The sequence below is a fragment of the Pseudomonas sp. R9.37 genome, assembly GCF_963878885.1.
Classification (GTDB): Bacteria; Pseudomonadota; Gammaproteobacteria; order Pseudomonadales; family Pseudomonadaceae; genus Aquipseudomonas.
Window position 1 is genome coordinate 111,279 of sequence record NZ_CAWNZA010000032.1, and the last position, 19,173, is coordinate 130,451.

Below are 19,173 nucleotides of genomic sequence, written 5' to 3' on the forward strand. Positions count from 1 at the left end.
ACTCTCCCTGCCGCCAGCGGTCAGCAGTCGGTCAGACGCAGGAAAATCGCTGCCAGCTGTTCGATGCCCGCCTGGTCCTGCGCGGTAAAACGCGAGAGCGACGGGCTGTCCAGATCAAGGACGCCAATCAGTTGGCCGTCCTTGACCAGGGGCACCACCAGTTCGCTGTTGGAAGCGCTGTCACAGGCGATATGCCCAGGGAACGCGTGAACGTCCTCCACCCGCTGGGTTTGCCGCGAAGCCGCCGCCGCGCCGCACACCCCACGACCGAACGGAATGCGCACGCAGGCAATCTGGCCCTGGAACGGGCCAAGCACCAGCTCTTCGTTGCGGTTGAGGTAGAAGCCGGCCCAGTTCAGGTCATCCAGCTGGTTGAACAGAAACGCAGAGAACTGCGCGCTGTTGGCGATGAAGTCGCGTTCATCGGCCAACAGCGACTCCAGTTGCGCACACAGCATTGCATAGCCATCCAGGCCCGTGCCGGCCTGTTGCAAATCGATCATGGTTGACGCTCCAACAACTTGAGACCTACCCAGTAACGGGCGAATTGATACGCGCACCGGCCATTGCGGTTGCCGCGCCCGGTGGCCCAACGTACGGCCAAAATATCCAGCGCTTCATCGCGCTGCCATTGCAAACCGGCCTTGCTGGCCAGTTCGCCAATCCAGTGCTCGACCACGTTCAGGAAATGTTCCTGAGAGAACGGGTAGAAAGACAACCACAGGCCGAACCGGTCGGACAGGGCGATTTTATCTTCAACGGCCTCGCTGGGGTGCAGCTCGCCGTCCACGCGTTTCCAGTTGTCATTGTCGCTCTGGTTTTCCGGCACCAGGTGACGACGGTTGGACGTGGCATACAACAGCACGTTTTCCGGCGCCTGCTCCAGCGAGCCGTCCAGCACACTCTTGAGCACGCGGTAGTCGCCCTCGCCGGCCTCGAACGACAAGTCGTCGCAGAACAGGATGAACCGCTGCGGCAGCTTGAGCAGTTGCTCGACCACGCGCGGCAAGTCGGCCAGGTGATCGCGCTCGATTTCAATCAGGCGCAAGCCGGCCTTGGCGTGCTGGGCGAGCAAGGCGCGCACCATTGACGATTTACCCGTGCCGCGCGAACCCCACAGCAGCGCGTGGTTGGCGGGCAGGCCTTCGAGAAACTGCTGGGTGTTGCGAGCCAGTTGTTCGCGTTGCTTGTCCACACCGATCAGGTCGCTAAGGCGCATGTCCAGGCTGACTTCCAGGGGCAGCAAAAAGCCGCTGCGGCCTTCGCGCTGCCAACGGGCGGCGAGGCACTGGTCCCAGTCGATGGCTTGGCGGGGCGCCGGCAACAACGGTTCCAGGCGTGCAAGTACCGCATCGGCACGCTCAAGAAAGGCATTCAATCGATTATCCACGACTATTCCTCTGGCAAGTTCTTGCAAAAGATGGCGTATTGGCAACCCTGCGGCACACCGCGACAGGGCTGCACCTGTAAAAAAATCAACGATTATGCCGAGCAAGCCAAAGCCGGTGGATGTTCAGCTATGCTTGCCGGGCGAAGGGAAACGTGAAGTGGTTCAACACCCGATGGATATCAAGTTCGCCCACCGCTTGTCTTATAAACAAGCTCGATTGACTGTGCTGGTCGGTTTCGTCTTGGGAACCTTGCTCAGTCTGATCCAAATCGGCATTGATTATGCCAGCGAAGACGCATCCATCAACCGTGAAATACGCTCGCTGATCGAAATCAGCCATAACCCCGCCTCCCGTATCGCCTACAACATCGACGCCGAACTCGCCCAGGAACTGACGCTGGGCCTGCTGCACTCCCCGGCGATCACCCGTGCGCAATTGGTCGACAACAATGGCGTGGTACTGGCCGACGTCGATCGCCCGCGCAAGGAAAGCACCTACCGCCCCATCAGCGATTTTCTGTTTGGCGCCAACCGCCAGTTTGAGGACCGGTTGTTCCTGAGCCACATGCCTAATGATTCCTTGGGCGTGTTGCGCCTGGACGTCGACACTTACGCCTTCGGCAGCCGCTTTCTGCACCGCGCCGAGATCACACTGCTTAACGGTTTTGCCCGCAGCCTGCTGCTGACCGGCATCCTGTTGGGCCTGTTTTACGTGATGCTGACCCAACCGCTGGTGCGCATTATTCGCGCGCTGAGCACCAGCAAGCAGGCACACCTGGATTGCCCGCCAGGGCACGAAAACGACGAAATCGGCGTGCTGGTCAGTGTCGCCAACCAGCAATTCGAAAACATGGAGACCGAAATCCAGCAGCGCCGCCACGCCGAGGATCGACTCACCGAGTACCTGGGCCAGCTGGAAGATATCGTCTCCGCACGCACACTGGAGCTCAAGGCCAGCAACCAACGCCTGAGCCAGTCCAATGATGAGTTGGAGGCTGCGAAGATGACGGCGCTGGGCATGGCCCAGGCACGGGCAGCGTTCCTGGCCAACATGAGCCACGAGATTCGCACGCCGCTCAACGGCCTGCTGGGCATGATCGCCCTCTCGCTGGACAGCCCGTTGAATGCCGAGCAGCGTCAGCAACTGTCGATTGCCCATGACTCCGGCAAAGTGCTGGTGGAGTTGCTCAACGATATCCTCGACCTGTCCAAGTTTGATGCCGGCCAGCTGGAGCTGGAGCGTATCCCGTTCGATCTCAGCTCGCTGGTGGAAGACACCGCCAACCTGTTGTCGCAGAACGCAGCACCGAGCGTTGAACTGACGTGCTTGATCGACCCGCTGTTTCCCGCCCAAGTGATTGGCGACCCGACACGCGTGCGGCAAATCGTCAGCAACTTGCTCTCAAACGCCTTGAAGTTCACGCGCTTTGGCCGCGTCGACGTGCGCCTGAGCGCCAGTGAGGGCCGGGTGAAGATTGAAGTGTGCGATACCGGTATCGGCATCGCTCAGGATGCGCAGGTGAAGATATTCCAGCCGTTTACCCAGGCCGGCGCAGGCATCACCCGCCAGTTTGGTGGCACGGGGCTGGGGCTGGCGTTGACGCATAATCTGTGTGAAGCGATGAAGGGCCGGCTGAGCATCAGCTCGGAAGTCGGTTTTGGCAGCCAGTTCTGCGCCGACCTGCCACTGCCCACGCATTTGCCCGCCACTCGTTACGCGCCGCTGGCAGGCGAAGTCATCGCCATCACCAGCGCGGGTAGCGGCCTGACAGAATTGCTCAGCACCCTGTTGCCTCACTGGGGGCTGGCACCGCGCGTTTATTCTCAAGACGACGACCTGAGCGGGCAACACCCTGACCTGTTGATCACCGATTGCCCGGAGTGCCTGTTCCGCCTGCGCCCAGCCATCAAGGCGCCCATTCTGCTGGTCACCGCCTACGGCAACTTTATGCCCAGTGAGGAAGTGGCAGCCCTGGCGCCGCTGCAGCAACAGGCGCGCCCTTTAAGCCGCAACGCGCTGTATCAGATCCTGCAACGCAATTTGCGCAGCGACGCGCCACTGATCCTCGACCCGATCCAGATGGAAGCCGCGCCGTTTACGCACCGGGCGCGCATCCTGCTGGTGGAGGACAACCCGGTCAATCAACTGGTGGCCAAAGGCATGCTCAGCAAGCTCGGCTGCGAAGTGGTGGTGGCCGCGCACGGTGGCGAAGCGCTCAAGTTCCTTGAAGAGCAGCGCTTTGACATGGTGCTGATGGACTGCAACATGCCGGTAATGAATGGCTACGAAGCCAGCCGGCAGATTCGCCGTAGCGGGCGCTGGCCCGATTTGCCCATTGTCGCCTTGACGGCCAACGCCCTCTCGGAAGAGCGCGAGCGTTGCCGGGCCGCGGGCATGGATGACTACCTGGCCAAACCGTTCCGCCGCGAAGAACTCAAGGCTCTGCTGGACCTGTGGGTGCCGCAGACGACAAGCCTTTGATCTGCGCCAGCAACTGGTCCAGGCCTTCGCGCAAAGCGTCGGCCTGGTTCAAGTCAATGCCGCTGTCACACAGCAAGCGGGTTTTCAGGCGGTGAGTCTGGTCGCGTAACTGCACACCGGCCTGAGTCAGGCCCAGGTGCACTTCCCGCTCATCCCGTGCGCTGCGTTGGCGGCTCACCAGGTCGAGCTGCTCAAGACGCTTGAGCAGCGGCGTCAATGTGCCCGAATCGAGCATCAGCCGCTCGCCCAACGCCTTGACGGTCGGCTGCGGCGCAGTTGCCTCGTGCCATTCCCACAGCACCAGCATGACCACGTACTGCGGGTAGGTCAGGCCCAATTGGTCAAGCATCGGCTTATAGGCACGCGTCACCGCCCGTGAGGCAGCGTAGAGCTTGAAACACAGTTGGTCGTCCAGTGCCAGGGACACGGCGGATACATCGATCATTTGAGCAGGGCTTCAATCTCTTGGGTCAGGTCCTGGGGCTTGGTGGTCGGGGCAAAACGCTTGACCACCTGACCGTCACGACCGATCAGGAACTTGGTGAAATTCCACTTGATGCCCTTGGACCCCAGCAAGCCCGGCGCTTGTTTTTTAAGCTGCACGAACAGCGGGTGGGCCTCGCTGCCGTTGACGTCGATCTTCTTGAACAACGGGAAACTGACACCGAAATTCAATTCGCAGAACTCGGAAATCGCGCCTTCGTTGCCGGGCTCCTGCTTGCCGAATTGGTTGCAGGGGAACCCCAGCACCACCAGGCCCTGGTCCTTGTACTGCTGCCAGAGTTGCTCGAGGCCTTTGTACTGCGGGGTGAAACCACATTTGCTGGCGGTGTTGACCACCAAAATGGCCTTGCCGGCGAAGTCGGCCAAGGTCTTTTGCTCACCTTTGATGGTGGTGCACGGGATGCTCAGCAGGTTGGTGCTCATGGCAGTGCCTCAAACAGTGGGAAGACCTGGAACGATAGTAGGCAATTCAATTGTGTGCAATTTAATTGACCGCATTGATGAGGCCTTATTTGCTCACATCAATCCCTTCATCCACGCTCGATACAAAAGTGGGAGCGGGCTTGCTCGCGGATGCGGTGTGTCAGCCAGCTCATTGGTAACTGACACACTGCATTCGCGAGCAAGCCCGCTCGCACATTTGGAGGGTGCTGCCTGCCCTAGCGCGGGACGAGGTCCAGGCACACCGAGTTGATGCAGTACCGCAAACCCGTCGGCGGCGGGCCATCCGGGAACACATGCCCCAGGTGCGCATCGCACTTGGCGCAGGTGACTTCGGTGCGGACCATGCCGTGGCTGACGTCGCGGATCTCGATCATCGCGCTGTCGGCAATCGGCGCATAGAAGCTCGGCCAGCCGCAACCGGAATCAAACTTGGTGCTGGAATCGAACAGCGGCTCATTGCAACAGATGCAGTGATACACACCGTCGGTCTTGGTTTCGTTGTATTTGCCGCTGAAAGGGCGCTCGGTGCCCTTGAGACGACACACCTGATACTGCGCGGGGTCGAGCATGTCCCGCCACTCATCCAGGGTTTTCTGCAACTTATCCATCAATCCACCTCGGCAACTGAAAAAGCCTGATCTGTATCTTTTCCACGGAACAGGCGGCACGTATGATTGCGCCTCTTCAAAACGCCAGTCTGGCACCCGCGCTACCGGCATTCAAACGTATTTATGGGTGCAGGCCTCGCAGGATTCGCAGTACGGTAGTGTCCACGCCGTCTGGATCGTTCATTTTCAGGATCACATCGCCATGCAGGTCAGCAAATCGAACAAGCTCGCCAACGTCTGCTACGACATTCGCGGCCCAGTGCTCAAGCACGCCAAACGCCTGGAAGAGGAAGGCCATCGCATCCTCAAGCTGAACATTGGCAACCCGGCGCCGTTTGGTTTCGAAGCGCCGGACGAAATCCTCCAGGACGTGATCCGCAACCTGCCGACCGCCCAGGGCTACAGCGATTCGAAAGGCTTGTTCAGCGCGCGTAAAGCCGTGATGCAGTACTACCAGCAGAAGCAGGTGGAAGGTGTCGGCATCGAAGACATCTACCTGGGCAACGGCGTGTCCGAGCTGATCGTGATGTCCATGCAGGCCTTGCTCAACAACGGCGACGAAGTGCTGGTGCCGGCGCCCGACTACCCGCTGTGGACCGCTGCCGTGACCCTGGCTGGCGGCCACCCGGTGCACTACCTGTGCGATGAAGGCGCCGACTGGTTCCCGGACCTGGCCGACATCAAGGCCAAGATCACGCCGAACACCAAGGCCCTGGTGATCATCAACCCGAACAACCCGACCGGCGCCGTGTACTCCAAGGAAGTGTTGCTGGGCATGCTCGAGCTGGCACGCCAGCACAACCTGGTGGTGTTCTCCGACGAGATCTACGACAAGATCCTCTACGACGACGCCGTGCACATCTGCACCGGCTCCCTGGCGCCGGACCTGCTGTGCCTGACCTTCAATGGCCTGTCCAAATCCTACCGCGTGGCGGGTTTCCGCTCCGGCTGGATCGCCATCTCCGGGCCCAAGCACAACGCCCAGAGCTACATCGAAGGCATCGACATGCTGGCCAATATGCGCCTGTGTGCCAACGTGCCGAGCCAGCATGCAATCCAGACCGCCCTCGGCGGCTACCAGAGCATCAACGACCTGGTGCTGCCCCAGGGCCGCCTGCTGGAGCAGCGCAACCGCACCTGGGAGCTGCTCAACGCGATCCCCGGCGTCAGTTGCGTGAAACCCATGGGCGCGCTGTATGCGTTCCCGCGGATCGACCCGAAAGTCTGCCCGATCCTCAATGACGAGAAATTCGTGCTCGACCTGCTGCTGTCGGAAAAGCTGCTGGTGGTACAGGGAACAGCGTTCAACTGGCCGTGGCCGGATCACTTCCGCGTGGTGACATTGCCGCGAGTGGATGACCTGGACATGGCCATTGGTCGCATCGGCAACTTCCTCAAGTCTTATCGCCAATAACGCACATGCCGCCGTACGACCGACATTCGGTCGTACGGCGAGTATCTGGCAACACTTCTCTACGCTGCGCGCCCTCCTCCCAGCCGCTGCACGCCACGGACCGGTCAGCCTCCTATAATTACGGGGTGCGAAGGCTTGAATGGGGTGATCGCGGTGGGCTTTTCGGCTCGGAAAATCCTTTCAAGGCTCTACATTCAGGCTGTAGGACACAGTTTGAAATAGTCGCTCGGTTGAATCGCCCCAGGCCGCACCTTATATACCCCGCAGTACGCGACATATTAAGCATGAGGAGAATTCTACAACCATGATGCGCATCCTGCTGTTCTTGGCCACTAACCTGGCGGTCGTGCTGATTGCCAGCATCACCCTGAGCCTATTCGGCTTCAACGGGTTCATGGCGGCCAACGGGGTTGATCTGAACCTCAATCAGCTGCTGGTCTTCTGTGCAGTCTTTGGTTTTGCCGGCTCGATCTTCTCGCTGTTCATCTCCAAATGGATGGCGAAGATGAGCACCAGCACCCAGGTCATCACCCAGCCACGCACCCGCCATGAGCAATGGTTGCTGCAGACCGTTGAGCAGTTGTCCCGCGAGGCTGGCATCAAGATGCCTGAAGTCGGGATCTTCCCGGCGTATGAGGCCAACGCCTTTGCCACCGGCTGGAACAAGAACGACGCCCTTGTTGCGGTGAGCCAGGGCATGCTCGAACGCTTCTCCTACGACGAAGTGAAGGCGGTACTGGCTCACGAGATCGGCCACGTGGCCAACGGCGACATGGTTACCCTGGCGCTGGTACAAGGCGTGGTGAACACCTTCGTGATGTTCTTCGCGCGAATCATCGGCAACTTCGTCGACAAGGTGATCTTCAAGAACGAAGAAGGCCGCGGCATTGCCTACTTCGTGGCGACCATCTTTGCCGAGGTGGTGCTGGGCTTCCTGGCCAGTGCGATCACCATGTGGTTCTCGCGCAAACGCGAGTTCCGCGCGGACGAAGCCGGTGCCCGCCTGGCCGGTACCGGCGCGATGATTGCAGCACTGCAACACTTGCGCTCCGAACAAGGCCTGCCAGTGCACATGCCGGACAGCCTGACGGCGTTTGGTATCAACGGTGGCATCAAGCAAGGTTTTGCTCGCATGTTCATGAGCCACCCGCCGCTGGAAGAGCGGATCGACGCACTGCGTCGCCGGGGCTGATAGCTAAGCGGTAACGCAAAAAGAGGGGCGATCTGATCGCCCCTTTTTTTTGTGGGTGCGTGCTGGGTACATAGGAGATGGGCGCCGCTCTTACAGCGGGTCACTTCGCAAAAGCACCAAAGAAGCGGAACTTACCCAATGTGGGAGCTGGCTTGCCTGCGATGGCATCGACGGGTTATGCCTGACACACCGAGCTGCCCGCATCGCAGGCAAGCCAGCTCCCACAGAAAAGCCAAGCCGTGCGGTGCTGGCAGCTGTACTCGGTCAACATGTGGGAGCGGGCTTGCTCGCGAAGGCGGTGGGTCAGTCAACTCATGTGTAGCTGACCCACCGCCTTCGCGAGCAAGCCCGCTCCCACATTGGGTTCTCAGTGCATCAGGTAGAAGTGCGTTGCTGTGCTGTTGATCTGCTTTTGCTTCTACCACTCAGGTCGGCTACCACGCCGCCGTGCTCTGCTTTTGACTTTGAGCTGACAGGCCCCGTCAACCACGCTGGCCGAACGCAGGCTTGAAACCGTGGCTAACCCGCCAGGACGCCGGGTTAGCCGTGTTGGGCAAGGGATGGCCCATCACGGCGGCCCACTGATTCAAACGGAGCGAGGCACCAAGTGGTGGAGCGAAGACCTTTTGGTTACTTTTGGCTGGGCCGGCATTCCGGGCGCTTGCCAAAAGTGACCCGCTGTAAGAGCGCAACCGCCAGCCGCCGTGACCGCACCAACGGATATGCACTCAATCACCCGAAAGAAACCAGCCAGCGCAACAATCAACCCTTTGTAACCCGATAAACCCGCTCTTCCAGCCGCGTGACCCCGTCCTGCACAAACTTCCAACTCTCGCCCAGGATGTCCTGCTCTTCCAATACCTGCACAGACCAATGCCCCCCCAGCAACAGCTTCACCTCTTCATCAGCGACGGCAAACGGCGGCCCGGCCTTTTGTGTCTGATCGTAGTCGAGGGTGATCAGCAAACCCTGACAGCCCGGACGCAACAAGGCGTTCAGATGCTCGGCGTACTGCGCCCGCATCAACGGCGGCAACGCGATCAGTGCCGCGCGATCGTAAAGCGCGGAGCAATCGGCCAGCGCTTCGGCGTCCAAGGCAAAGAAATCGCCGCACCACACCTCGATCAAGTCTGCCCGGTACACCTTGAACACGCCACGCTGACTGATCCTGGGCATCAGCCCTTGCTCACTGAAAAACGCCTCCACCGCCTGCTCGGACAGCTCCACACCCAACACGCGATACCCCAAGCTTGCCAGCCACATCAGATCCAGGCTTTTGCCGCACAGCGGCACCAACACCTTTGCCCCTTCAGCCAAGGCCAGCTTTGGCCAGTGGCGTTGCAGGTAGGGGTTGACCTCGGGCAGATGAAAACCAATCTGGTTGCGTGCCCAACGCTCTTGCCAAAACTTAGGCTCCATGGAATCACCCTGAAAATTCGATCAAAAGGCGCTAAAACTTATATTAGATTTAGATCAATGATCTGATTGAAGATGGTCCCATATTAACGCTCAGGACCCCTTTTATGTTCCCCAGCCTGTTTATCTCCCACGGTTCGCCCATGCTCGCCCTGCAACCCGGTGCCAGCGGCCCGGCACTCAAGCGCCTGGCGGCCGAGCTGCCACGGCCAACAGCCATTGTGGTGGTCTCGGCGCACTGGGAAAGCCAGGGCCTGCTCGTTACTGGCAGCGCCGCGCCCGAGACTTGGCACGATTTCGGCGGCTTCCCACGGGAATTGTTCGCCGTGCAGTACCCCGCACCCGGTGACCCGCAATTGGCAGCCCTGATAATCGAACTGCTCAAGGCTGATGGCCTGGAGGCGCGCATCGATGATCAGCGCCCGTTCGACCATGGCACCTGGGTGCCCCTGTCACTGATGTACCCGGCAGCCGATATCCCGGTGGTGCAGGTGTCGCTGCCCAGCCGCATGGGCCCTGCCCTGCAGACCCGAGTCGGGCATGCGCTGGCCAGCCTGCGCGAACAAGGTGTGCTATTGATCGGGTCTGGCAGCATCACCCATAACCTGGGCGAGCTGAACTGGCAGGCCGGACCTGAGAGCATTGAGCCTTGGGCGCGCGATTTCCGTGACTGGGTAGTGGACAAACTCGCCGCCAACGACGAGGCGGCCTTGCACGACTATCGCCGCCAGGCGCCGCAAGCCGTGCGCAACCATCCGAGTGAAGAGCACCTGTTGCCGCTGTATTTTGCGCGGGGTGCGGGTGGCGCATTCAGCGTGGCGCACCAGGGGTTCACCATGGGTGCGCTCGGGATGGACATCTACCGCTTCGGCTAACACAGATTTAAATGTGGGAGCGGGCTTGCTCGCGAATGCAGGGTGTCAGTCACCGGGAATAAGCGCATTCGCGAGCAAGCCCCGCTTGTGACTTGATCGAGTACTGGTCCAACCTGAAATCCAGGCAAAAAAAATCCCCGAACCAGTCGGGGATTTTTTTTGTGCGATCAATCAGCCCAAAGGCGGATCAATCTTCGCGGTAGCGACGCAGCTTCAGCTGCTTACCGGCAACGCGAGTGTCTTTGAGCTTGGCCAGCAGTTTTTCCAGACCGTCTTCCGGCAGCTCCACCAGGGAGAAGCTGTCACGCACCTGGATACGACCGATCGCTTCACGTGCCAGGCCACCCTCGTTGAGGATAGCGCCCAGCAGGTTCTTGGCCGCGATGCCATCACGCGCGCCCAGCGCGGTACGGCAGCGAGCACGGCCTTCAGCCAATGGAACCGGAGCACGACGCTCACGATCACCACGGTCTGGACGGTCGCCAGTACGCTCTGGACGATCACCGCGCGGAGCGTTGTTCGGCACCAGTGGACGTTCTTTCTCGATCGCAGCCAGGGTCAGGGCCTGACCGTTGGTAGCCTTGCGCAGCAGGGCTGCAGCCAGGGCACGCGGGGTGCAACCGATATCGGCAGTCAGGCGGTCCAGCAGATCGCCGTGGGTCGATTCAGCGTCAGCCACCAGCGGCGACAGGCTGTTGGTCAGTTTCTTGATGCGAGCATCGAGAACGGCCTGGGCATCCGGCAGGCGGACTTCGGCAACTTTCTGACCGGTTACACGCTCGATCACTTGCAGCATGCGGCGCTCACGCGGAGTCACCAGCAGCAGTGCACGACCTTCGCGACCGGCACGGCCGGTACGGCCGATACGGTGTACGTAGGACTCTGGGTCGTACGGCATGTCAACGTTGAACACGTGGGTGATACGTGGAACGTCGAGGCCACGGGCAGCAACGTCGGTCGCCACAACGATGTCCAGACGGCCATCCTTGAGGGAGTCGATCACGCGCTCACGTTGGTTCTGGGCGATGTCACCGTTCAGCGCAGCGGCTTTGTAGCCTTTGGCTTCCAGGGCACTGGCCAGGTCCAGGGTCGCTTGCTTGGTGCGCACGAACATGATCAGGGCGTCGAAGTCTTCGACTTCCAGCAGGCTCAATACAGCCGAGGTCTTCTGGTCAGCGTGAACCAACAGGTGAGCCTGTTCGATCGCGGTAACGGTCTGAGTCTTGGTCTGGATCTTCACGTGTTGCGGATCGCGCAAGTGGCGTTCGGCAATGGCACGGATCGACTGTGGCAGGGTAGCCGAGAACAATACGGTCTGACGGGTGGGTGGCAGCGCCTTGAAGATGACTTCCAGGTCATCCATGAAGCCCAGCTTCAACATTTCGTCAGCTTCGTCCAGAACCAGGTGGTTCACGGTCGACAGCACTTTTTCGTCACGACGCAGGTGGTCGCACAGACGGCCCGGAGTGGCGACAACGATCTGTGCGCCGTTACGGATTGCTTTAAGTTGTGGGCCCATAGGCGCGCCGCCGTAAACGGCCACAACGGTTACGCCTGGCATTTGCTTGGCGTAGGTTTCAAAAGCGGTTGCTACTTGCAGCGCCAACTCACGGGTTGGCGCCAGGATCAGGGCTTGCGGCTCGCGCTTGGCAGGATCGATGCAGTGCAGGATTGGCAGGGCGAACGCGGCGGTTTTACCGGTACCGGTTTGCGCTTGGCCAATCATGTCTTGGCCGGCCATGATGATCGGGATCGATTGCTGCTGAATAGCCGAAGGTTCTTCGTAGCCAGTCGCGATGACGGCAGCAAGAATGTTCGGGTTAAGATTAAAAGCGGCGAAGCCGCCGGTTTCCTGGGTCATGGGTCTGCCTCTAAGTGCATCCGCAAAGACCCATGCTCCAAAGCTGCGCATGCCGTGTTGAGACTCAAGAGTCGCCCTGGCTGCTTTGTCGGCGGGGATTTGCGAAAACGAATGAATGAAAAAGATTCGTCAAGGAAGAGTCCGCTGTGCGGACGTGCAGCCGAAGCTGACTTCGGGGAATTGCGCTACCTAAACGCGGCCCGGTTAAAGGCCGGCGCGCACTATACCGGAAATAGCTGAAAAAGGGAGCTTTTTTTATCGCAAAGCGCCGATAAACCGCGCTGCATCAAAGCCTTTGCGGATCGCCGCGCCAGGGTCTATTTTTCAAAGGCCCGGCCCTGTTGGTCATAACGCTTAAACGGTTCACCTGCCCATCAAGACCTTTGGTCTGAAACCCACCCAAGCCCTGAGGGCACACCCGATGAATCAAGCCAGCAGCAGTCGCGTCAGCCGTGAGTTACAGGGCCATGTCCTGCTGCTGGGTCTGGACCGAGTGGCCAAGCGCAATGCCTTTGATCTGGATCTGCTCAATGAGCTGAGCCTGGCCTATGGTGAATTTGATCGAAACGACGAGGCGCGAGTGGCCGTGGTGTTTGCCCACGGCGACCACTTCACCGCCGGGCTGGACCTGGCCAATGTCAGCGGCGTGATGTCCGGAGGCTGGCAACCGCCACTGGGTGGCTGCGATCCATGGGGTGTGTTCGCCGGGCCGCGGGTCAGCAAACCGGTGATCGTCGCGGCCCAGGGCTATTGCCTGACCATCGGCATCGAGTTGATGCTGGCAGCCGATATCAATATTTGCGCGAGCAATACGCGCTTTGCGCAAATGGAAGTCCAGCGTGGAATCTTTCCGTTTGGCGGCGCGACCTTACGTTTTCATCAGGTGGCCGGCTGGGGCAACGCCATGCGCTGGTTGCTCACTGGCGATGAATTTGATGCACACGAGGCGCTCAGGCTGGGCTTGGTGCAGGAAGTGATGGCCAGCGAAGACTTGCTGCCCCGCGCCATCGAACTTGCCAACCGCATCGCGCGCCAGGCGCCACTGGGCGTACAGGCGACGCTGACGTCGGCCCGCCAGGCGCGCATGCAAGGTGAAGCGGTCGCGGCGGCAGGGTTGCAGCCGTTGGTGGAAAAGCTGCTCAACAGTGAAGATGCCAAAGAGGGCGTGCGGGCGATGGTTGAGAAGCGCCCGGGGGTGTTCAAGGGGATTTGAGTGGACAGTGTCGGCCTCATCGCGGGCAAGCCCGCTCCCACATTTGTACGCGGACATCCTTTGGAATGCGGTCGAATGTGGGAGCGGGCTTGCTCGCGAAGAGGCCAGAACAGGCAACTACGTTGCCGGCCGAATAGCCTTGATCAACGCCTGCAACGAGTACCCCAACCGCGGCGCCAAAGCGTCGGCACGCGCCGTCAGCGCACCCAGGTCCAGTGCCTGATCCAGCTCCGAAGGCACCAGCAGAATCACATTGCCCTCCTTCACCGGCAGCTCCCAGTAATGCCGGTGATACAACCCGCGCAACAACGCCGCACCCAGTGGCTTGCCATCATCGGTTGCCCACTGGTTGATGACCAGCCAGCCGCCGGGGTTGAGTTTCTTCTGGCAGTTTTCCAGGAAGGTCCAGGCCAGGTGCCCCACGCCCGGGCCGACATCGGTGTAGAGGTCGACGAAAATCAGGTCGGCCGATTCGGCGCTATCGAGCAACTGCAACGCGTCGCCAATGCGGATGTACAGGCGCGGATCGTCATCCAGCCCCAGGTACTCAATGGCCAGGCGCGGCACGTCCGGACGCAGCTCAATGGCCTCGACGTCTTCCAGCGGCAGGAACTTGAGGCACGCCTGGGTCAGCGTGCCGGCGCCCAGCCCGAGGAACAGCGCACTCTCCGGTTGCTCGTGGCACAACGCGCCAATCAGCATCGCGCGGGTGTAGTCGTACTCCAGCCAACTCGGGTCGGCGGTGAATACGCAGCTTTGCTCGATGGCGTCGCCAAACTCGAGAAAGCGGTAATCGGCCACTTCAAGCACGCGGATCATGCCGAAGTCATCATGGACTTCGGCCAGCAGGCGCTCGACACGCTCCTCGGTCATCACTACTCCTAAAGGGTTTACCGCACGGCAAAGGCGCGATTGTCGGCCAACCGGCGGCAACAGGTCACGCACTAATTGCTGATAACATTGGCGCCCCACCGTCAATCAACCAATCGAGTTCACGATGAGCCAACCCTGGAGCCCCGACAGCTGGCGCGCCCTGCCGATCCAGCAACAACCCCAGTACCCGGACGCTGCGCACTTGCTGCAAGTGGAGCAGAACCTGGCCAGCTACCCGCCGCTGGTGTTTGCCGGGGAAGCCCGCGAGTTGCGCCGTCAGTTTGCCGAAGTGACCCAGGGCCGCGCGTTCCTGCTGCAGGGCGGTGACTGCGCCGAAAGCTTTGCCGAGTTCTCTGCGGCAAAGATCCGCGACACCTTCAAGGTGCTGCTGCAGATGGCAATCGTGATGACCTTCGCCGCCGGCTGCCCGGTGGTGAAAGTCGGGCGCATGGCCGGCCAGTTCGCCAAGCCGCGCTCGGCCAACGATGAAACCATCGACGGCGTCACCCTGCCCGCCTACCGTGGCGACATCGTCAATGGCATCGGCTTTGACGAAAAAAGCCGCGTGCCGGACCCGGACCGTCTGCTGCAGTCTTACCACCAGTCCACCGCCACGCTGAATTTGCTGCGCGCGTTTGCCCAGGGCGGATTTGCCGACCTGCATCAAGTGCACAAGTGGAACCTGGACTTCATTGCCAACTCCGCACTGGCCGAAAAATACAGCCAGCTGGCCGACCGTATCGACGAAACCCTGGCCTTCATGCGCGCCTGCGGCATGGACAGCTCGCCGCAACTGCGCGAAACCAGCTTCTTCACCGCCCACGAAGCGCTGCTGCTCAACTACGAGCAAGCCTTCGTGCGCCGCGACAGCCTGACCAACGACTACTACGACTGCTCGGCGCACATGCTCTGGATCGGCGACCGCACCCGTCAGCTGGACGGTGCCCACGTCGAATTCCTGCGCGGGGTGAACAACCCGATTGGCGTGAAGGTCGGCCCGAGCATGAACCCCGACGACTTGATCCGCCTGATCGACATTCTTAACCCGGACAATGACCCCGGCCGCCTCAACCTGATCGCGCGCATGGGTGCCGGCAAGGTGGGCGACCACCTGCCCAACCTGATCCGCGCCGTACAGCGCGAGGGCAAGCAGGTGCTGTGGAGCTCGGACCCGATGCATGGCAACACCATCAAGGCCAGCAGTGGCTACAAGACCCGCGACTTTGCGCAGATTCTGGGCGAGGTGAAAGAGTTCTTCCAGGTGCATCAAGCCGAAGGCTCGTACGCCGGCGGGATTCACATCGAAATGACCGGGCAGAACGTCACCGAATGCATCGGCGGCGCGCGGCCGATCACCGAAGATGGCTTGTCGGACCGCTATCACACCCACTGCGACCCGCGGATGAATGCCGATCAGTCGCTGGAATTGGCGTTTTTGATTGCCGAGACTTTGAAACAGGTCAAACGCTGAGACTTGGGCGAGCGGGCCTGTTGTGGCGAGCGGGCTTGCCCCGCGTTGGGTGGCGAAGCCGCCCCAAAACCAGCCACCCCACCCGCCCAGGCATACCGCAGCGGCCGTACTGGGGCGGCTTCGCCACTCAACGCGGGGCAAGCCCGCTCGACACAGAAACCCGATTCAGCTCAAAAGCCTTCCACCCCTCAGGTTTGCAGCATTGCCACTCTTAAGCGGGCGGCACTTGGCCGCTGGCAGTTGAGCTGGACCTGTTCCAGCCCCAGCCAATCAGCCATCTGCCGCAGGTTCAAGGCCAACGCCTGCATCCCCTCCTCGTCCAGCCCCGGCTCTTCTTCGTGCACTGCATGCACGGCGAGCCGCCCATGGGCGCGTTCGGCGCGCAGGTCGACACGCGCGGCGATCCGCTCATTGTGCAAAAACGGCAGCACGTAATAGCCGTACACCCGCTTGTCTTGCGGGGTGTAGATCTCCAGACGGTAGCGAAAATCAAACAATCGCTCGGTGCGGCTGCGTTCCCAGATCAGCGAGTCGAACGGCGACAACAAGGCGCTGGCCGGTACCTTGCGCGGCACCTTCGGTTCCGGCAGGCAGTAGGCCGGTTGCTTCCAGCCCTGCACCTCACACATCCGCAATAGCCCATCCTCAACCAGCTCGGCCAACCGGCCACGGCTGTCGGCAGGGTCCAGGCGGAAATAATCGCGCAGATCTTTTTCGGTACCGACGCCCAAGGCAGTCGCGCTGTGCAACAGCAAACCGCGCTGGGCCTCGGCCTCGCTCACCGTGGCCAGAAGGATGTCGGCAGGGATGACGCGCTCGGGCAAGTCATAGAGTCGCTCAAACCCACGCCGCCCCGCCACCGTGACCAACCCCGCGGCAAACAACCATTCCAGTGCGTGCTTTTCATCACTCCAATCCCACCAGGGGCCAGCGCGCTCCTCACGGGTGGACAAGCTGCCAGCACCCACCGCGCCCTGTTGCTCGACGGTCTGCAGCACGCGCTGGACAGTGGCCTGCTGCTCACGCCCGAACCGCGCCATTTGCGCATAAATCCCCTGGCCCTGCCTGGCCCGCTCCATGCGCCAGCGCATCAACGGGTACAGCGCCATGGGCAGCAACGAGGCCTCATGGCCCCAATACTCGAAGAGCGAGCGCCGCCGCCCCTGGCTCCAGGCAGCTTGTTCGAGGATCAGCGGGGAGTACTGGCCAAGGCGGGAAAACAGCGGCAGGTAATGCGAGCGCACCACGGCATTGACCGAATCGATCTGCAGCACACCCAAGCGCTCGATCAAACGATTGAGGTGCGTGGCCTTGATCAGTGCCGGCGCCTGGCGCCCGGAAAAACCCTGGGCCGCCAGCGCCATGCGTCGAGCGTGCTTGAGTGAAAAAGACAGGTCGGCGGGCATGAGTCTCTCCGTGTGGGCTCGCCGACTACCCTACTGCATTGCAGATTACTTTCGCAGCGGGTCTTGCCAGAAATGCAGGTGACTGTCCTGCTCCACATCGCCCCGATTAAGCCCGATGTCCTTGAGCGCATCGTCGCTCAAACTCGCCAGCGCCTGACGCTCATGGTGCAGTGCCTGCCAACGGGCAACCCGCTGAAAAAATCCGGAAAACGGACGTTTCGTCATCAACACAAAACCTTTCTGACCTTTCATCTTCTCGCCCTCCAATGGGGATGACGAGAGTGTGTGCCTGGCACTATGATCAATCCAACGAATGTTTCTTATGTAATACATCTCGGAGATTGATCAATTGTCCGGCTACCCAAGCATCGACACTGAAGTGCTGCGCACTTTCGTCGCCATCGCCGATCAGGGCGGCTTTACCCGCGCCGGTGAACTGGTCAACCGCACACAGTCGGCGGTGAGCATGCAAATGAAGCGTCTCGAAGAAGACGTGCTGCAGCGCAAGCTGTTCGAGCGCGACGGTCGCCAAGTGCGGTTGACGGCGGAAGGCCAGGTGTTGCTGGGTTATGCACGGCGCATCCTGAAGCTGCACAGTGAGGTCTTCAACACCCTGCGCGAACCTCACATGGTCGGGCTGGTGCGCATCGGCACACCGGACGATTACGTGATGCGTTTCCTGCCGGGGATTCTCAAACGGTTTTCCAAGGCCTACCCGCTGATCCAGATCGAAATGCACTGCGAGTCGTCAGCGGTGTTGATGCAGCGGCGCGACCTGGCGCTGACCGTGATCAGCCGCGAGCCCGGCAATGAAATCGGCGAATTGCTGCGCAGTGAGCGCATGGTCTGGGTGGCGGCGCCGTGCTTCTGCGTGGATGAGCACGAGACCCTGCCCCTGGCTATTTCCGGCGTCGACAGCTTTTGCACCCAATGGACCCGCGCCGCGCTGGATGCTGCCGGCATCGACTATCGCCTGGCGTACCACAGCTCCAACGTCGCGGCGATTCAAGCCGTGGTCGGCTCGGGGCTGGCGGTGATGGTCAGCATGGAAGGCCTGGTGACCGACGACTTACGGATCCTGGGCAGCGATGAAGGCTTTCCGCCTCTGCCGTCGATGAGCCTGCGCCTGCTGCGCAACCCGGCGATGGCCTCGCCCATCACCGAATGCCTGGCCGAGTACATCCTCGAAGGCTTCAGACTTTAAACGTCAGCATCACCGCGCACACCGCCAGAAAGCCGCAGAACAGGCCGCGCAATACCCGTTCGGGCAGCGCGTGGGCGACTTTTACCCCCCAACTGATACTGAGCAGGCCTCCGACCGCCAACGGCACGCCGATCATCCAATCCACCTCCTGATGCCAGGCGTAGGTGACCAGGGTCACGCTGGTGCTGGGCAGCGCCAACGCCAGCGACAGGCCTTGAGCGACCACTTGGGTGGTGCCAAAAAGGCTGGTCAGCACCGGCGTCGCCACCACCGCACCACCCACGCCAAACAAACCGCCCATGGAACCCGAGGCGGCGCCGAGCACGCCGAGCCAAGGCCAGGAATAACGCATCTGCGCAGTCGGCGGCGCATTGCGAGTGAACATGCGCAGCAGGTTGTAAGCGGAGAGCGTCAGCAGGAATGCAATAAAACCGATGCGCATCGCGCCGGCGTCCAGACCCACCGCCCAGATCGAACCCAGCCAGGCAAAGCAGAAACCCATGACGCCCAACGGCAATGCGTGGCGCAATTCGATACGGTTACGCTGGTGATAACGCCAAAGCGCCAGCATCACATTGGGCACCACCATCACCAGCGCAGTGCCTTGGGCAAGCTGTTGATCCAGCCCAAACAACACGCCCAACACCGGGATGGCAATCAGCCCGCCACCGATGCCGAACAGCCCGCCGACCGTGCCCAGGGCTGCGCCCAATACCAGGTACATCGCTAAATCCAACACTGCGCATCACTCCAAAAGCCCCAGGCGACGCATGCTACGCAGTCGCCTATGGCGTGGAAACGCACAGCAACGCACAATGGC

The 19,173-nt window shown here is 61.0% G+C and carries 18 protein-coding genes; 7 read left to right on the forward strand and 11 right to left on the reverse strand.

From position 1 onward, the window contains the following. Positions 1-20: 20 nt before the first annotated feature. Positions 21-503, reverse strand: coding sequence for a GAF domain-containing protein (locus tag AACU78_RS16260; RefSeq protein ID WP_106576806.1), 483 nt, complete (start codon positions 501-503; stop codon positions 21-23). After that, a complete protein-coding gene (locus AACU78_RS16265; protein ID WP_106576807.1) occupies positions 500-1,390 on the reverse strand; it encodes an ATP-binding protein in 891 nt (296 codons plus the stop codon). Before AACU78_RS16265 ends, AACU78_RS16260 begins: the two co-directional genes overlap by 4 nt. 172 nt (positions 1,391-1,562) lie before the next feature. On the opposite strand from AACU78_RS16265, the gene AACU78_RS16270 reads away from it, so the two are divergent. Further along, positions 1,563-3,872, forward strand: coding sequence for a hybrid sensor histidine kinase/response regulator (locus AACU78_RS16270; protein ID WP_106577286.1), 2,310 nt, complete (start codon positions 1,563-1,565; stop codon positions 3,870-3,872). On the opposite strand, the gene AACU78_RS16275 is transcribed toward AACU78_RS16270, so the two are convergent. The 3 genes from AACU78_RS16275 to msrB all read right to left on the reverse strand — a co-directional run bounded on the left by AACU78_RS16275 (position 3,826) and on the right by msrB (position 5,428). Beyond that, on the reverse strand, positions 3,826-4,317 hold the full coding sequence (locus AACU78_RS16275; RefSeq protein ID WP_106576808.1) for a MarR family winged helix-turn-helix transcriptional regulator: 492 nt from the start codon (positions 4,315-4,317) through the stop codon (positions 3,826-3,828). The genes AACU78_RS16270 and AACU78_RS16275 overlap by 47 nt on opposite strands. After that, positions 4,314-4,799, reverse strand: coding sequence for a glutathione peroxidase (locus AACU78_RS16280; RefSeq protein WP_106576809.1), 486 nt, complete (start codon positions 4,797-4,799; stop codon positions 4,314-4,316). Before AACU78_RS16280 ends, AACU78_RS16275 begins: the two co-directional genes overlap by 4 nt. A gap of 236 nt (positions 4,800-5,035) precedes the next feature. Continuing rightward, positions 5,036-5,428, reverse strand: a complete 393-nt coding sequence (gene msrB, locus AACU78_RS16285; protein WP_106576810.1) for a peptide-methionine (R)-S-oxide reductase MsrB — start codon at positions 5,426-5,428, stop codon at positions 5,036-5,038. 202 nt (positions 5,429-5,630) lie between these two features. On the opposite strand from msrB, the gene AACU78_RS16290 reads away from it, so the two are divergent. Both AACU78_RS16290 and htpX read left to right on the forward strand, forming a co-directional pair. After that, positions 5,631-6,842, forward strand: coding sequence for a pyridoxal phosphate-dependent aminotransferase (locus tag AACU78_RS16290; RefSeq protein ID WP_017136168.1), 1,212 nt, complete (start codon positions 5,631-5,633; stop codon positions 6,840-6,842). A gap of 304 nt (positions 6,843-7,146) precedes the next feature. Continuing rightward, complete coding sequence (gene htpX, locus AACU78_RS16295) at positions 7,147-8,034, forward strand: protease HtpX (RefSeq protein ID WP_106576811.1); 888 nt, start codon at positions 7,147-7,149, stop codon at positions 8,032-8,034. Between the two features lie 762 nt (positions 8,035-8,796). Here the strand turns inward: htpX and AACU78_RS16300 are convergent. Then, entirely contained in the window at positions 8,797-9,453 is a 657-nt protein-coding gene (locus tag AACU78_RS16300; RefSeq protein WP_106576812.1) for a thiopurine S-methyltransferase, read from the reverse strand. Between the two features lie 104 nt (positions 9,454-9,557). Here AACU78_RS16300 and AACU78_RS16305 point away from each other — a divergent pair, with 104 nt between their 5' ends. Beyond that, the gene (locus tag AACU78_RS16305) at positions 9,558-10,325 is read left to right on the forward strand and encodes a DODA-type extradiol aromatic ring-opening family dioxygenase (protein ID WP_106576813.1); all 768 of its coding nucleotides are present in this window, start codon (positions 9,558-9,560) and stop codon (positions 10,323-10,325) included. Between the two features lie 187 nt (positions 10,326-10,512). Here the strand turns inward: AACU78_RS16305 and AACU78_RS16310 are convergent, their stop codons facing one another. Then, the gene (locus AACU78_RS16310; protein WP_017136163.1) at positions 10,513-12,186 is read right to left on the reverse strand and encodes a DEAD/DEAH box helicase; all 1,674 of its coding nucleotides are present in this window, start codon (positions 12,184-12,186) and stop codon (positions 10,513-10,515) included. A gap of 421 nt (positions 12,187-12,607) precedes the next feature. Here AACU78_RS16310 and AACU78_RS16315 point away from each other — a divergent pair, with 421 nt between their 5' ends. Next, positions 12,608-13,399, forward strand: coding sequence for a crotonase/enoyl-CoA hydratase family protein (locus AACU78_RS16315; RefSeq protein WP_106576814.1), 792 nt, complete (start codon positions 12,608-12,610; stop codon positions 13,397-13,399). A gap of 117 nt (positions 13,400-13,516) precedes the next feature. Here AACU78_RS16315 and AACU78_RS16320 read toward each other — a convergent pair whose 3' ends face one another. Beyond that, positions 13,517-14,272 (reverse strand): spermidine synthase, encoded by a 756-nt coding sequence (locus AACU78_RS16320; RefSeq protein ID WP_106576816.1) that lies wholly within the window; start codon positions 14,270-14,272, stop codon positions 13,517-13,519. Between the two features lie 124 nt (positions 14,273-14,396). Here AACU78_RS16320 and AACU78_RS16325 point away from each other — a divergent pair, with 124 nt between their 5' ends. Beyond that, a complete protein-coding gene (locus AACU78_RS16325) occupies positions 14,397-15,743 on the forward strand; it encodes a class II 3-deoxy-7-phosphoheptulonate synthase (protein WP_078047560.1) in 1,347 nt (448 codons plus the stop codon). A gap of 188 nt (positions 15,744-15,931) precedes the next feature. On the opposite strand, the gene AACU78_RS16330 is transcribed toward AACU78_RS16325, so the two are convergent. Then, positions 15,932-17,149, reverse strand: coding sequence for a winged helix-turn-helix domain-containing protein (locus AACU78_RS16330; protein WP_106576817.1), 1,218 nt, complete (start codon positions 17,147-17,149; stop codon positions 15,932-15,934). A gap of 45 nt (positions 17,150-17,194) precedes the next feature. After that, positions 17,195-17,401, reverse strand: a complete 207-nt coding sequence (locus tag AACU78_RS16335; RefSeq protein WP_234452476.1) for a DUF1127 domain-containing protein — start codon at positions 17,399-17,401, stop codon at positions 17,195-17,197. A gap of 97 nt (positions 17,402-17,498) precedes the next feature. On the opposite strand from AACU78_RS16335, the gene AACU78_RS16340 reads away from it, so the two are divergent. After that, positions 17,499-18,353 (forward strand): LysR family transcriptional regulator, encoded by an 855-nt coding sequence (locus AACU78_RS16340; protein ID WP_106576819.1) that lies wholly within the window; start codon positions 17,499-17,501, stop codon positions 18,351-18,353. Here AACU78_RS16340 and AACU78_RS16345 read toward each other — a convergent pair. Beyond that, positions 18,343-19,092: a sulfite exporter TauE/SafE family protein gene (locus tag AACU78_RS16345; RefSeq protein ID WP_106576820.1), complete on the reverse strand. Its 750-nt coding sequence runs from the start codon at positions 19,090-19,092 to the stop codon at positions 18,343-18,345. The two genes, AACU78_RS16340 and AACU78_RS16345, sit on opposite strands and share 11 nt — an antisense overlap. Positions 19,093-19,173 lie beyond the last annotated feature (81 nt).

Bases quoted from the DNA above. Each gene is read 5' to 3' on its own strand.
- AACU78_RS16325 (WP_078047560.1), top strand. From the start codon at position 14,397: ATGAGCCAACCCTGGAGCCCCGACAGCTGGCGCGCCCTGCCGATCCAG.
- AACU78_RS16300 (WP_106576812.1), bottom strand. From the start codon at position 9,453: ATGGAGCCTAAGTTTTGGCAAGAGCGTTGGGCACGCAACCAGATTGGT.
- AACU78_RS16260 (WP_106576806.1), bottom strand. From the start codon at position 503: ATGATCGATTTGCAACAGGCCGGCACGGGCCTGGATGGCTATGCAATG.
- AACU78_RS16290 (WP_017136168.1), top strand. From the start codon at position 5,631: ATGCAGGTCAGCAAATCGAACAAGCTCGCCAACGTCTGCTACGACATT.
- AACU78_RS16270 (WP_106577286.1), top strand. From the start codon at position 1,563: ATGGATATCAAGTTCGCCCACCGCTTGTCTTATAAACAAGCTCGATTG.
- AACU78_RS16305 (WP_106576813.1), top strand. From the start codon at position 9,558: ATGTTCCCCAGCCTGTTTATCTCCCACGGTTCGCCCATGCTCGCCCTG.
- htpX (WP_106576811.1), top strand. From the start codon at position 7,147: ATGATGCGCATCCTGCTGTTCTTGGCCACTAACCTGGCGGTCGTGCTG.
- AACU78_RS16320 (WP_106576816.1), bottom strand. From the start codon at position 14,272: ATGACCGAGGAGCGTGTCGAGCGCCTGCTGGCCGAAGTCCATGATGAC.
- msrB (WP_106576810.1), bottom strand. From the start codon at position 5,428: ATGGATAAGTTGCAGAAAACCCTGGATGAGTGGCGGGACATGCTCGAC.
- AACU78_RS16315 (WP_106576814.1), top strand. From the start codon at position 12,608: ATGAATCAAGCCAGCAGCAGTCGCGTCAGCCGTGAGTTACAGGGCCAT.
- AACU78_RS16335 (WP_234452476.1), bottom strand. From the start codon at position 17,401: ATGAAAGGTCAGAAAGGTTTTGTGTTGATGACGAAACGTCCGTTTTCC.
- AACU78_RS16280 (WP_106576809.1), bottom strand. From the start codon at position 4,799: ATGAGCACCAACCTGCTGAGCATCCCGTGCACCACCATCAAAGGTGAG.
- AACU78_RS16330 (WP_106576817.1), bottom strand. From the start codon at position 17,149: ATGCCCGCCGACCTGTCTTTTTCACTCAAGCACGCTCGACGCATGGCG.
- AACU78_RS16310 (WP_017136163.1), bottom strand. From the start codon at position 12,186: ATGACCCAGGAAACCGGCGGCTTCGCCGCTTTTAATCTTAACCCGAAC.
- AACU78_RS16275 (WP_106576808.1), bottom strand. From the start codon at position 4,317: ATGATCGATGTATCCGCCGTGTCCCTGGCACTGGACGACCAACTGTGT.